We start from the raw sequence: 12,643 nt of genomic DNA, 5'->3' as shown, positions 1-12,643 counted from the left end.
ATAGCGGGGACCGGAATGGTACTCAGGCAGCCTTTTCGGTGCACGAAAAATCCAGTTTTCTCAGGGGCTTAAGCCGCCCGGGCGAGGCTCAATTTGGCTTTGACACGGGGCGGGCTCGCGCCTAGAATTGCGCGCTTATGTTTTCAGGGCAACTGCCGACGTACCTGGACCCCCGCAAATACGCGGACCAGGAGCGCGTCATCGAAGGCGAAGCCCGCGTAGGGGATTTACCCCGGCTGCGGGAATATCGCGAGAGTCTGGACCAGCCGGTGCGGATCAGGCTGGCTTTTAGCCGGGATGACGATGGCCGGCGCCATGTGCGCGGCAGGGTGGAAACCACCCTGGCACTGGTTTGCCAGCGCTGTCTCGAGACGGTGGAAAGTCGGATCGTCGCGGACGTGGATCTGGTGCTGGTGTGGACCGAAGAGCAGGCCAAGGCGCTGCCGGCGGATCTCGATCCGCTGCTGGTCACCGGCGAGCGCATGACACTGGCCGAGGTGCTGGAAGAAGAGCTGCTGCTGGCCTTGCCGCTGATCGCTCTGCACGACCAATGCCCGAATTCGCCGCTGGAGGAATCCGGCGAGGCGGACGAAGAACAGATCAAACCGGATAACCCGTTTGCCGTGCTGGCCCGTCTCAAGGGTCGCCGCAAGTAACACGCCGAGGAGCATGAAATGGCTGTTCAACAGAATCGCAAGACCCGTTCCAAGCGCGGCATGCGTCGTTCCCACGATGCGCTGTCCGCGCCGACCCTCACCGAAGACACCAACACCGGTGAAGTGCATCGTCGTCACCACATCTCTCCGGATGGCATGTACCGTGGCCGTCAGGTGATCCGCACCGCGGATCTGGACGACGAAGAAGAATAAGGGACACCCGGTTCGCCGGGGCCCGAATGTCGTGGCCGCCGCCGCTCGCTAGAGCAGGCCGGCGACCACGGCGGAGTTAGGCGGGAGCCCTGGTGGCTCCCGTTTCTCTATCCGCGGCCGTGCTCCTCTGCGTATGATGGCCGTGGCTTCGCCAAGCAGGATGAATTGCCATGTCAGCGGTTGTGACTCTGGCGGTGGACGCCATGGGCGGCGATCATGGTCTGCCGGTAACCGTGCCCGCCGTGGCCCGGATGCTGAGCCGCCATCTTGAATTGCGTGTGATTCTGGTGGGAGAACCCACCGCCCTGGCGCCGGCGCTGAAAAAAGAAAAGCTCGAAGGCCACCCGCGGCTGATCGTGCAGCCCGCCTCCGAAGTGGTGGCGATGGACGATCCGGTTGCCGTGGCTCTGCGCCAAAAGAAAGATTCCTCCATGCGGGTGACCATCAACCAGGTCAAGGACGGGCTCGCCCAGGCGGCGGTCAGCGCCGGCAATACCGGGGCGTTGATGGCGGTCAGCCGGTTCGTGCTGAAAACCCTGCCCGGTGTGGACCGCCCGGCGATCTGCACCGCCATCCCCACCGCCCACGGCCATTGCCATATGCTCGATCTGGGCGCCAATGTGGATTCCGAACCCGAGCATCTTTTGCAGTTCGCCCTGATGGGGCAGGCGGTGGTGCGTGCCGTGGACGGCAACCAGTCACCCCGGGTGGCGTTGTTGAACATCGGTGAGGAAGACATCAAAGGCAACGAACAGATTAAAGAGGCGGCGGCTCTGCTGCAGCAGGCACCGAATCTCAACTACGCCGGGTTCGTGGAAGGCAATGGCATTTTCCTCGGCGATGTGGACGTGGTGGTGTGCGACGGCTTTGTCGGCAATGTATCGCTGAAAACCATGGAAGGCGTGGCCAAGATGATTGGCGGCATGATCCGTGAAGAGGCGGACCGCTCGCTGCTGCGCAAGCTCAGCGGCCTGTTCGCCCTGCCGCTGTTGCGCGGCCTGAAACGGCGCATGGACCCGGAGCGTTACAACGGCGCCAGCCTGGTGGGCCTGAACGGGGTGGTGGTGAAAAGCCACGGCGGCACCGGCGTGGAGGGCTTTGTCTGCGCTCTGGAGGTGGCCCAGCTGGAGGCGCGCCGCAATGTGCCGGCCCTGATCAAGGACGCGCTGGCGCCCATCGATCCGGCCGTGGCGGGCTGAACACCGGCGTGCGGCGCCGGTCATAATTTGTTGCAGGGCCGGGCGGACAGGCGCCGGCGTTGCCGGCATACTGCCGCCTCGACCCGCGCATCGCGGACCGGCACCACCGTGGTGGACGGTCCAGGAACGCGAACAGTGAGAGAGGACAACGCATGTCGAAAACCGCCTTCGTGTTTCCCGGTCAGGGCTCCCAGACTCTGGGCATGCTGGCCGGGTTCGCCGATCGCACCGCGGTGCGTCAGGCCTTCCAGGAGGCCTCCGGGGCTCTGGACATGGATCTGTGGGCCCTGGCCCAGGAGGGCCCGGAAAGCGCCCTTAACCGCACCGAAAACACCCAGCCCCTGTTGCTCACCGCCGGCGTCGCCCTGTGGAAGCTGTGGGAGCAGAGCGGTGGCCCGCGCCCCGACCTGCTGGCCGGCCACAGCCTGGGTGAATACACCGCGCTGACCTGCGCCGGGGTGATCAACCTCGGCGCCGCCGCCCGTCTGGTGCGCACCCGTGGCCAATTGATGCAATCGGCGGTGGCCGAGGGCGGCGGCCGGATGGCGGCGATCCTCGGCTTGCAAGACGACCAGGTGCGCCAGGCCTGCGCCGAAGCTGCCCAGGGCGAAGTGGTGGAGGCGGTGAATTTCAACGCTCCCGGCCAGGTGGTGATCGCCGGCCAGGCGTCCGCCGTGGAACGGGCCATCGAGGCGTGCAAGAGCGCCGGCGCGAAACGGGCGATGGCGCTGCCGGTGAGCGTGCCCTCCCATTGCGCGTTGATGCGCCCGGCGGCGGAGTCCCTGGCCGAGGAACTGAAAGCGGCGAAATTCCATGCGCCGGAACTGCCGGTGATCAATAACGTGGACGTGGCCCGCGAGAGCGACCCGCAGCGCATTCGCGATGCTTTGGTGCGTCAGCTCTATTCCCCGGTGCGTTGGTCCGAGAGCGTGCAGGCGCTGGCCGCCGACGGCGTGAGCACCCTGTACGAATGCGGCCCCGGCAAGGTGCTGTGTGGTCTGGTCAAGCGCATCGACCGTGCCATGCAGGCCCGCCCATTGGAAAACGAAGCCGCCTTCCAGGCCGCTCTGAGCGGCGAATAGGCGCTCAGGCCTGACATCATCCAAGGAGAGCTCAATGAGCGAAGAACGCAAGGTGGCGCTGGTCACCGGGGCCACCCGGGGCATTGGCCGGGCGATCGCCACGGCGCTGGCCGAGTCCGGTTTTTTCGTGGTCGGCACCGCCACCAGCGAAAAGGGCGCGCAGGCGATCAGCGAGGCGCTGGGTGCCAGTGGCACCGGCGTGGTGATGAACGTCGCCGAGGACGAATCGGTGGCGGCCACCCTGAAAAGCATTGGTGAGCAGCACGGTGCGCCCCTGGTGCTGGTCAACAACGCCGGCATCACCCGCGATAACCTGATGTTGCGCATGAAGGCCGATGAGTGGTCCGATGTCATCAATACCAACCTGAATTCCCTGTATCGCGTTACCAAGGCGTGCCTGAAGGGCATGACCAAGGCGCGCTGGGGGCGGGTGATCAACATCAGCTCGGTGGTGGGCACCATGGGCAACGCCGGCCAGGCCAACTACGCCGCCGCCAAAGGCGGCGTGGAAGGCTTCACCCGGGCGTTGGCCCGGGAGCTGGGTTCGCGCAACATCACCGTTAATTCGGTGGCGCCGGGCTTTATCCAGACCGACATGACCGATGCTCTGCCCGAGGCCCAGCGTGCCACGTTGCTCGGGGAAATCCCCCTGGGCCGGCTGGGCAGCGCCGACGAAGTGGCCAGCGCGGTCAACTGGCTGGCCAGCGATGGCGGCGGTTACGTGACCGGCACCACCGTTCACGTGAACGGCGGCATGTTCACGGGTTGAGACAAACGGAGCACAAACCGCTAAGCTGCGGCTCTGTGTTATCAGTAGTGTGTTTCGAGGACGCCCCCTCGCGGGCGGTCAGAATCCGCGGAATCTCCGAGGGCCCGCAAAGGATCTTCGGAGGCTCCTTAAACATTTGGAAACTTATGTCACCGGCAGCGGCTTGCAAGCGCAAACAGCGTTCACCTAGAATAGCCGCTCATAGGTGCTCGCACACCATCAATAGGAGAGTTATAAGATCATGAGCAGCATCGAAGAACGGGTCCAGAAGATCATCGTCGAACAACTGGGTGTTAAGCCTGAAGACGTGAAGCCGGCCTCTTCCTTCGTGGAAGATCTGGGTGCCGATTCCCTGGATACCGTTGAGCTGGTAATGGCGCTCGAAGAAGAATTCGAGACCGAAATCCCGGACGAAGAAGCTGAGAAGATCAGCACCGTCCAGGCCGCCGTGGATTACATCAAGGCGCACGGCTGATTTCGGTCGCAGCTAACGTCTACTCGTAAAAAAAAGCCGCAGGCTCACCGAGCTTGCGGTTTTTTTTGGGTAGGATTCCAGGCCCGCCGCCCCGCGTGCGCCGCCGTTTCCGACGGGCGCTTATCGGGTGGGGATCGTGGTAGAGTGGCTGGCGGCCCTGGTCGCTGATCGCAGCCGCCGACGCGGCGCGGAGCCTGGTTTCAAAGGGCCGCCGGAATGTTGTCGCGCCGTCGCCATGCCTGGCGCGGGCGCCTGCCCGGCGATGCCTCAACTCGGGAGGAAAGCAGGTGACACGACGTCGTGTAGTGATAACCGGTATGGGCATGCTCAGCCCGTTGGGGGCCGATGTGGCCTCGACCTGGGATGGCATCAAGGCGGGCCGCAGCGGTATCCGCATGATCGAGCACTTCGATACCAGCAACTTCGCCACCAAATTCGCCGGCCTGGTGCCGGACTTTGATCTGGAAGCCTTCATGCCGGCCAAAGAGGCCCGCAAGATGGATCTGTTCGTCCAGTACGGCATGGTGGCGGCAATCCAGGCGATCCAGGACGCCGGGCTGGAGATGGACAAGGAAAACGGCGAGCGGATTGGCGCGGCCATCGGCTCCGGCATTGGCGGCCTCACCAACATTGAGGAAAACCACCGCAAATTGCTGGAATCCGGCCCGCGTAAGTTGTCGCCGTTCTTCGTGCCAAGCACCATCATCAATATGATCGCCGGCAATCTGGCCATTCTGTACGGCCTGAAAGGCCCCAATTTCGCCACCGTGACCGCCTGCACCACGGGCACTCACAACATCGGTTTCGCCGCCCAACAGATTCAGCTCGGCACCGCCGACGTGATGATCGCCGGCGGCGCCGAGAAGGGCTCCACGCCGCTGGGCATGGGTGGCTTCGCCGCCGCCCGCGCGCTGTCCACCCGTAACGACGATCCGCAAGCCGCCAGCCGGCCCTGGGACCGCGACCGCGACGGTTTCGTGCTCGGCGACGGTGCCGGTGCCGTGGTATTGGAAGAGTACGAACGCGCCAAGGCCCGCGGTGCCACCATTTATGGTGAACTGATCGGCTACGGCATGAGCGACGACGCCTACCACATGACCGCGCCTTCCGAAGACGGCGACGGTGCCGCCCGCTCGATGGGCAATGCGATCCGCGACGCCGGTATCGACCCCGCCGAAGTGAGCTACCTGAACGCCCACGGCACCTCCACCAAAATGGGCGATCTGGTCGAGATCAAGGCGATCAAGCAGGTGTTCGGTGACCACGCCGGCAAACTGGCGGTGAGTTCCACCAAATCCATGATCGGCCACCTGCTCGGCGCCGCCGGCGCGGTGGAAGCGATTTTCACGCTGTTGGCGATGCGCGATTCGGTGGCGCCGCCGACCATCAATCTGGACAACCCGGATGAGGGCTGTGATCTCAATCTGGTGGCCAACCAGGCCCAGTCCATGGAGATCCAGGTGGCGTTGTCCAATTCGTTCGGTTTCGGCGGCACCAACGGCTCGCTGCTGTTCCGCAAGGTGTGAGACCGGCGGCGGACGTGCACGGCGGCCTGCTGGCCGGTGACGACCGGGGGCTGGCCTATGGCGACGGGCTGTTCGAGACGTTGCGCGTGGACGCCGCCGGCCGGGTGCCTCTTTGGCCGCGCCACCGGGCGCGGCTGTTGGCCGGCGCCCGCCGGCTCGCGATTGCCATTGATGCCCCCGCTCTGGAGCGTTGTCTCGCCGACACCCTGGCCGGCGCGCCGGGCGCTGGCGTCGCCAAACTGATCGTGACCCGGGGCGGCGGCGGGCGCGGCTATTTGCCCCCGGCGGCGCCGCGACCGACGCTGATCGGCCGGTTCGCGCCCTTGCCGGTGTACAGCGACGCGGAACGCCGCCGGGGCATCGAGACCGGCCTGTGCCGGCTCACCTTGCCCGACGATCCGCTCGCCGGGCTCAAGCATCTCAACCGCCTGCCTCAGGTGCTGGCCCGCGCCGAGGTGGCCAGCCAGGGATGGCGGGAGGGCATCGTGCTCAACGCCCGGCGCCAGCCGGTGGAAGCCACCGCCATGAACCTGTTCGCGCTCTACGGCGACACCCTGTGGACGCCGGCGCTGGAGCGCGCCGGGGTGGCCGGCGTGGCCCGCCAGTGGCTGCTGGAACAGGCCGCCCGGCACGGTCTGCGCACCTCGGTGCGGTTGCGGCCGCTGTCACAGCTGCGCGTCGCCGACGGCGTTTTTCTCGCCAATAGTGTTGTGGGCGTGCTGCCGGTGCGTAAACTGGCGCAATGGGTTTGGCCGGTGCCGGAGACGGTGATCGGGCTGCAAGGCGATCTGGACGCGCTGTTTCAGGCCTGACCCCGACCGCCCGGCACACCCGGCCTCAAAGGCTCATTCTCAAGCTTTCTTTGTCAAGGAACCGTTCTCACTTCATGCGTCGAAAAATACGAATATTCGGTCTGCTGCTGGTGCTGGCGATCATCGCCATTCCGGCGGCCGGCTTCTGGTTGGGGGGCTATTTGCACCGCCCGTTGCTGCTTGAGCAGCCCACCGTGGTGGAGGTGCCACGTGGCGCCAGCTACACCGGCATGATCCGTGGTTTGCAGAACGACGGTCTGTTGGGGGAGGGCAACGAGGCGCGCCTGCGCCGGCTGGCCGCGCGGCTGTACAGCAGCTTCACCGATGTCGCCGGACGCATGTACGTGGGCGAGTATCAGTTGCAACCCGGTGATTCGCTGCTCACCTTGCTGGAGAAAATCGAGCGCGGCGACGTGTTGCAGCGCAGTGTCACCCTGGTGGAGGGCTGGAGCTTCAAGGAATGGCGCACCCGCCTGGCCGGGCTGGACGGCCTCAAACACACCATCGAGGGGCTCTCGGGGCGGGAGATCATGGCGCGCCTGGACCTGCCCGACAACGAGCCGGAAGGGTGGTTCGCCCCGGAAACCTATTTCTACACCCGTGGCACCAGCGATCTGGAGATCCTGCGCCGGGCGCTGGAGCGGCAACGGCGCGCCCTGGACGAAATCTGGCTGGGCCGCGACGACGACCTGCCTTACCAGAGCCCCTATCAGGCCCTGGTGATGGCCTCGATCATCGAAAAGGAAACCGCCGTGCCCAGCGAGCGGGGCGAAATCGCCGGGGTGTTCGTCAACCGCTTGCGCAAAGGCATGCGCCTGCAGACCGACCCCACCGTGATCTACGGCATGGGCGAACGCTATCAGGGCAATATCCGCCGCTCGGATCTGCTGCGCCCGACACCCTATAACACCTATGTGATCGTCGGGTTGCCGCCCACGCCGATCGCCATGCCGAGCCGGGAATCGATTTTCGCGGCGCTGCATCCGGCCGCCACCGAGGCGGTCTATTTCGTCGCCCGTGGTGATGGCAGCCATCACTTTTCCAGCACCCTGGCCGAGCACCGCCGGGCGGTGCGCGAGTACCAATTGCAACGGCGCGCGGACTACCGCTCGCGCCCGGAGGCAACGCCGTGAGCGGTCGCTTTATTACCCTGGAAGGCGGCGAGGGCGCCGGCAAAAGCTCCAATCTGGAATGGCTGGCCGAGGCGCTGCGCGAGGCCGGTGTGGCGGTCACCGTGAGCCGTGAGCCCGGTGGCACCGAACTGGCCGAGCGGATTCGTCAGGTGTTGCTGGAGCCCGGTGCCGAGCCGATGGCCGACGCCACCGAGTTGCTGCTGGTGTTCGCCGCCCGTGCCCAGCATCTGGCGGCGCGCATCCGGCCGGCGCTGGCGCGCGGTGAGTGGGTATTGTGCGATCGCTTTATCGATGCCACCTGGGCCTACCAGGGGGCCGGGCGCGGCCTCGCCCGGGCCGACATCGCCGCCCTGGAAACCCTGGTGCTGAAAGGGCTGACACCGGACCGCACGCTGCTGTTCGATGTGCCCGTGGACATCGGCCTGGCGAGGGCCGGCAAACGCTCGGAACCGGATCGCATCGAACGTGAACAGCGTGATTTCTTCGAGCGGGTGCGCCAATGCTATTTGCAACGCGCCGCCGCCGAACCGCAACGCTTCCGGGTGATCGACGCCGGCCAGGAGTTGCCCGGGGTGCGCGCGCAACTGCGCGCCAGCCTTGAGGAGATGCTGACGTGGCGGTAACCGCGAATCGGGCAGCGATCCAGGTGCCGTGCCCCTGGCATCAGGACGACATGGAACGGTTTGTCGAGCAGCACCGGCAGGGGCGTTTGCCCCATGCGCTGCTGCTCACCGGCAGCGCCGGCATCGGCAAGGCGCGGCTGGCCCGCTCCCTGGCGCAGACGCTGCTGTGCCAGCGGCCGGCGGGGGCACTGCCGTGCGGGCAGTGTGACGCCTGCCACCTGAGCGCCGCCGGCACCCATCCGGATCTGCAGAGCCTGGCGCCGGAGGGCGACAGCCGCGTGATCAAGATCGACCAGGTGCGCCGGCTGGTGGAGTTCTGCTCGCGCACCGCGCAGTACAACGGCGCCCGGGTGGCGCTGATCGCACCGGCGGAAGCCCTCAACCGCAGCGCCCAGAACGCGTTGCTCAAGACCCTGGAAGAGCCCGGCGAAGGCATGGTGCTGATTCTGATCAGCCACCAGCCCAGCCTGTTGCTGCCCACCGTGCGCAGCCGCTGCCAGCGCCGCAGCTTGCCATTGCCCGCCGCCGAACCGGCGTTGCGCTGGCTGGTGCCGCAGGTCGGCGAACGGGAGGCCCCGGCGCTGTTGGCGGCGGCTCAGGGGGCGCCGCTACGGGCGGTGGAACTGCAAGACGCGGAATGGTTCGCGGCCCGTGGCCGGCTGATCAACGAGCTGGTCGCGGTGGCCCAGGGGCGCGTCTCGCCGAGCCAGGGAGCCCAGGCGCTGGCCGCCCACGACCCGCGCATCATGGCCCAGGTGCTGTACGGCTGGCTGGCGCGGGCGGCGCGGCTGGCCTGCTGTCTCGACGGGCAGGGCGAGCAGAGCGACATGCCCAGCGGTGAAGTGCATGACCCTCTGGTGGAACCGGCCCTGGCGCAACTGGCCCGGGCGGTGCCCGCCACGCGCCTGCTGCGCGTGGCGCAACGGGTGATGGAAGGGCGCCGTCAGTTGCTGGGCGGCGCCAACCCCAACAAGGAATTGCTGATGGAGCAGTGGCTGCTGGCGCTGGGCAACCGCTAAGCAACCAGCACGGGGGACGCCGGCGCACCGCCGTTGACGCTGTGGCCGCCGGCTTCTAATCTGCGTATCAACAAGGGCACCTCTGAATAACGCCCACGCTGTCCAGATAACAACCGTTCCTGGGGGATCGCGAGCAATGAAAATGCCAGGTGGACGCAGCGGTATTCTGTCGCTGAGCATCAAGGACAAGGCGGCGCTGTATTCCGCCTACATGCCGTTTATTTCCCATGGCGGGCTGTTTATTCCCACCGATAAGAGCTACCAGCTCGGTGAGGAAATTTTTCTGTTGCTGAACATCATGGACGAGGCCGAGAAGATTCCGGTGGCCGGCAAAGTGGTGTGGATCACCCCGCGCGGCGCCCAGGGCAACCGCAGCGCCGGCATTGGCGTGCAGTTTTCGGATCAGGACGACACCGCCCGCCGCACCATCGAGAACCACCTGGCCGGCTCGCTGCAGTCGGATCGGCCTACCCACACCATGTAAACGCCGCCGCGTGGCGCGGCCGGGTTGAAACGCCTGGAACAGAACAGGGATCAGCGCGGGCGAGGCCGCCCGGGTCTGGCCAAGCGCGGTCCGCGTCGCTACCCTTGGCGTCGCCGTGGTTGCCACGGGCGCGCCTTCCCCCGATCTGAGCAGGAGCTTTCTCCCATGTCCGACGCCGTCCTGGATCTGGTCGATTCCCACTGTCATCTCGACCGGCTCAATCTGGACGCCTACCAGGGCGATTTCCAGGCGATGCTCGACGCCACCCGTGCCGAGGGCGTTTCGCGGATGCTGTGCATCGGCGTGGATCTGGAGACCTTCCCCAACGTGCTGGCCCTGGCCGAGGCTCATGACGATGTGCACGCCAGTGTCGGCGTGCACCCGCTTTATAAGGACTCCCGTGAACCGGACGCCGCCACCCTGATGGCGCTCGCCGATCACCCGCGGGTGGTGGCGATTGGCGAGACCGGCCTGGATTATTTTTACGCCAAGCAGGAACGGGACTGGCAGCGCCGCCGTTTTATCGAACACATCCACGCCGCCCGCGACACCGGTTTGCCGTTGGTGGTGCATACCCGCGGCGCCAAGGACGATACCCTGGCGCTGTTGCGTGAGCATGGCCAGGGCCGGGTGCGCGGGGTGCTGCATTGTTTCACCGAAGACCTGGACATGGCCGAGCAGGCCATGGCGCTGGGCTTTTATATTTCCATTTCCGGTATCGTGACGTTCCGCAACGCCGAGGCCCTGCGCGAGACCGTGAAACAGGTGCCCATGGAGCGGCTGTTGATCGAGACCGACGCGCCCTGGCTGGCGCCGATTCCCCACCGGGGCAAGCCCAATGAGCCCCGTTTCGTGGCCCACGTGGCCGAGTGCGTGGCCGATCTGAAAGGCGTGCCGGTGGCGCAGCTGGCGCGTGTCACCCGGGATAATTTCTACACCCTGTTCAGCAAGGCCGCTGTATGACTCCGCTGTTGATCGCTTCGCTCAGCACCGCCGCCGGCATCGCGCTGACCGCTCTGGTGGCGCTGTTGTGGGCCCGTCACGCTCTTAACCGGCTGGCCGGCGAACGCGATCAGGCCCGCCATCAGCTCGACGGCCTGCGCCAGCAGCACGAACAGCAGCAGCGGCAACGGGCTGATCTTGAGCAACGTCTGGAAAGCGGTCAGGCGCGGGCCAGCGAGCTGCAGGCAGACAAAGCACGCTTGGAAGAGCGGCTCGCCGGCCAGCAGGACAAACTGGCGTTCCTGGAAAACAGCCGCGAACAGCTGCGTCAGGAATTCGAGAATCTGTCGGCCAGGATTTTCGACGCGCGCAGCAAACAGTTCGAGGAAAAAAACCGCCAGGGGCTGGATCAGCTACTGCGGCCGTTTCGCGAGCAACTGACCGATTTTCGCCGCCGGGTGGATCAGATTCACAGTGACGACACCCGCTCGCAGGCGGCGCTCAGCGAACAACTGCTGCATCTGAAAAGCCTCAACCAGCAGATGCACCAGGACGCCCGCAATCTCACCGAGGCGCTGCGCGGCCAGGTCAAGGCGCAGGGCAACTGGGGCGAGATGATTCTGGAACGGGTATTGGAAAGCTCCGGGCTCAGCAAAGGCCGCGAATACGAAACCCAGGTGGCCTTGAAAGACGAGAGTGGCCAGCGCCGCCTGCCCGACGCCATTGTTCACCTGCCCGAAGGCAAGGACGTGGTGATCGACGCCAAGGTCTCGCTGGTGGCGTATGAGCGGCTGGTGCACGCCGACAACGAAGAGGACCGGCTGCTGGCTCGCGAGCAGCATTTGCAATCGCTGCGCAGCCACATCAAAGGGCTCGACGCCAAGGATTACAGCGGCCTGGAAGGGGTGCGCAGCCTCGATTTCGTGTTGCTGTTCATCCCCGTGGAGGGCGCCTTCATGAGCGCCATGGAAGCGGACCCGGCGCTTTATACCGATGCCTACGAGCGCAACATCGTGCTGGTCAGCCCGACCACGCTGCTGGTGACCCTGCGCACCATTCAGAATATCTGGCGCTACGAATATCAAAACCGCAACGCCCTGGACATTGCCAGCCGCGCCGGGCGCATCTGCGATCAAATCTCGTTGTTGGCGGAATCCCTCGGTGACGTGGGCGATAAACTCGACAAGGCCCAACAGGCCTGGGATCTCTCCTACAAGCGCTTGACCGAGGGGCGCGGCAATCTGCTCGGCCAGGCCCATAAGTTGCGTGACCTGGGTGCCAAGGCGCGCCGCGCTTTGCCGGCCGCCAGCGACGATGACGGTAACGACGACGATCACGGTGGTGATTAATTAAGCGTCAATGCTTGCGCCGCCGACCACCATTGGCGGGGCGCATTCACGCAACACGCTGGCACGCCAAACCCTCGGCCCGCTTGCCGCTCGCGAAAACATTAGGTTCATCGCGGAATAGCGGGAATTGACTCATTCCGATCCACCCCCCATCAAGGCCACCCCGTTGTGTCGCCCCTCGGGTACCCTTCATTCTCCATCTCTCTATTCTCCAAGGACGGAGCCGCGGGAAATTGATGGCCGGGTCGGCGACTTAGCGAGAATTCGTTTCTGACCAGAGGCTTTGCGGTCGGTTTTTTAGGGTGAGGTTGATCTCTCCATCCGGGGTCGGGCAACCGGGTCGGGCTGGCCAGGACACGCA

The 12,643-nt window shown here is 65.5% G+C and carries 14 protein-coding genes; all 14 read left to right on the top strand.

What is annotated here, in order from left to right; translation table 11 throughout:
* Nucleotides 1–137: 137 nt before the first annotated feature.
* The 14 genes from CGS25_RS06625 (at nt 138) to rmuC (ending at nt 12,282) form a co-directional block, all read left to right on the top strand.
* The gene (locus CGS25_RS06625) at nt 138–656 is read left to right on the top strand and encodes a YceD family protein (RefSeq protein ID WP_089032444.1); all 519 of its coding nucleotides are present in this window, start codon (nt 138–140) and stop codon (nt 654–656) included.
* 18 nt (nt 657–674) lie between these two features.
* Nucleotides 675–869, top strand: coding sequence for a 50S ribosomal protein L32 (gene rpmF / locus CGS25_RS06620; RefSeq protein WP_089032443.1), 195 nt, complete (start codon nt 675–677; stop codon nt 867–869).
* 170 nt (nt 870–1,039) lie between these two features.
* Nucleotides 1,040–2,068, top strand: coding sequence for a phosphate acyltransferase PlsX (gene plsX / locus CGS25_RS06615; protein ID WP_089032442.1), 1,029 nt, complete (start codon nt 1,040–1,042; stop codon nt 2,066–2,068).
* Between the two features lie 152 nt (nt 2,069–2,220).
* Nucleotides 2,221–3,150 (top strand): ACP S-malonyltransferase, encoded by a 930-nt coding sequence (gene fabD, locus CGS25_RS06610; protein ID WP_089032441.1) that lies wholly within the window; start codon nt 2,221–2,223, stop codon nt 3,148–3,150.
* 34 nt (nt 3,151–3,184) lie between these two features.
* The gene (gene fabG, locus CGS25_RS06605) at nt 3,185–3,919 is read left to right on the top strand and encodes a 3-oxoacyl-ACP reductase FabG (protein WP_089032440.1); all 735 of its coding nucleotides are present in this window, start codon (nt 3,185–3,187) and stop codon (nt 3,917–3,919) included.
* 241 nt (nt 3,920–4,160) lie between these two features.
* Entirely contained in the window at nt 4,161–4,394 is a 234-nt protein-coding gene (acpP, locus tag CGS25_RS06600; RefSeq protein WP_089032439.1) for an acyl carrier protein, read from the top strand.
* A 287-nt stretch (nt 4,395–4,681) separates the two neighbouring features.
* Nucleotides 4,682–5,920, top strand: a complete 1,239-nt coding sequence (gene fabF / locus CGS25_RS06595) for a beta-ketoacyl-ACP synthase II (protein ID WP_089032438.1) — start codon at nt 4,682–4,684, stop codon at nt 5,918–5,920.
* Between the two features lie 14 nt (nt 5,921–5,934).
* Nucleotides 5,935–6,732 (top strand): aminodeoxychorismate lyase, encoded by a 798-nt coding sequence (gene pabC / locus CGS25_RS06590; protein ID WP_232802290.1) that lies wholly within the window; start codon nt 5,935–5,937, stop codon nt 6,730–6,732.
* A gap of 74 nt (nt 6,733–6,806) precedes the next feature.
* Nucleotides 6,807–7,865: an endolytic transglycosylase MltG gene (mltG, locus tag CGS25_RS06585; RefSeq protein WP_089032437.1), complete on the top strand. Its 1,059-nt coding sequence runs from the start codon at nt 6,807–6,809 to the stop codon at nt 7,863–7,865.
* The gene (gene tmk, locus CGS25_RS06580; protein WP_089032436.1) at nt 7,862–8,488 is read left to right on the top strand and encodes a dTMP kinase; all 627 of its coding nucleotides are present in this window, start codon (nt 7,862–7,864) and stop codon (nt 8,486–8,488) included. The genes mltG and tmk overlap by 4 nt, the downstream gene beginning before the upstream one ends.
* On the top strand, nt 8,479–9,507 hold the full coding sequence (locus CGS25_RS06575; protein ID WP_089032435.1) for a DNA polymerase III subunit delta': 1,029 nt from the start codon (nt 8,479–8,481) through the stop codon (nt 9,505–9,507). Before tmk ends, CGS25_RS06575 begins: the two co-directional genes overlap by 10 nt.
* A gap of 136 nt (nt 9,508–9,643) precedes the next feature.
* Nucleotides 9,644–9,991, top strand: a complete 348-nt coding sequence (locus CGS25_RS06570; protein ID WP_089032434.1) for a PilZ domain-containing protein — start codon at nt 9,644–9,646, stop codon at nt 9,989–9,991.
* 165 nt (nt 9,992–10,156) lie between these two features.
* On the top strand, nt 10,157–10,954 hold the full coding sequence (locus CGS25_RS06565) for a TatD family hydrolase (protein ID WP_089032433.1): 798 nt from the start codon (nt 10,157–10,159) through the stop codon (nt 10,952–10,954).
* Nucleotides 10,951–12,282 (top strand): DNA recombination protein RmuC, encoded by a 1,332-nt coding sequence (gene rmuC / locus CGS25_RS06560; protein WP_101674984.1) that lies wholly within the window; start codon nt 10,951–10,953, stop codon nt 12,280–12,282. The genes CGS25_RS06565 and rmuC overlap by 4 nt, the downstream gene beginning before the upstream one ends.
* Nucleotides 12,283–12,643 lie beyond the last annotated feature (361 nt).

It is taken from the genome of Alloalcanivorax mobilis (assembly GCF_002864685.1).
In the GTDB taxonomy this organism is placed as follows: domain Bacteria; phylum Pseudomonadota; class Gammaproteobacteria; order Pseudomonadales; family Alcanivoracaceae; genus Alloalcanivorax; species Alloalcanivorax mobilis.
Note: the sequence above shows the minus strand (reverse complement) of the source record. Positions and strands in the feature narration are given on the sequence as shown.

Excerpts from the sequence above, each read along its gene's own strand:
- CGS25_RS06570 (WP_089032434.1), top strand. The coding sequence starts at position 9,644 with ATGAAAATGCCAGGTGGACGCAGCGGTATTCTGTCGCTGAGCATCAAG.
- fabD (WP_089032441.1), top strand. The coding sequence starts at position 2,221 with ATGTCGAAAACCGCCTTCGTGTTTCCCGGTCAGGGCTCCCAGACTCTG.
- fabG (WP_089032440.1), top strand. The coding sequence starts at position 3,185 with ATGAGCGAAGAACGCAAGGTGGCGCTGGTCACCGGGGCCACCCGGGGC.
- CGS25_RS06565 (WP_089032433.1), top strand. The coding sequence starts at position 10,157 with ATGTCCGACGCCGTCCTGGATCTGGTCGATTCCCACTGTCATCTCGAC.
- rmuC (WP_101674984.1), top strand. The coding sequence starts at position 10,951 with ATGACTCCGCTGTTGATCGCTTCGCTCAGCACCGCCGCCGGCATCGCG.
- plsX (WP_089032442.1), top strand. The coding sequence starts at position 1,040 with ATGTCAGCGGTTGTGACTCTGGCGGTGGACGCCATGGGCGGCGATCAT.
- rpmF (WP_089032443.1), top strand. The coding sequence starts at position 675 with ATGGCTGTTCAACAGAATCGCAAGACCCGTTCCAAGCGCGGCATGCGT.
- CGS25_RS06625 (WP_089032444.1), top strand. The coding sequence starts at position 138 with ATGTTTTCAGGGCAACTGCCGACGTACCTGGACCCCCGCAAATACGCG.
- acpP (WP_089032439.1), top strand. The coding sequence starts at position 4,161 with ATGAGCAGCATCGAAGAACGGGTCCAGAAGATCATCGTCGAACAACTG.
- mltG (WP_089032437.1), top strand. The coding sequence starts at position 6,807 with ATGCGTCGAAAAATACGAATATTCGGTCTGCTGCTGGTGCTGGCGATC.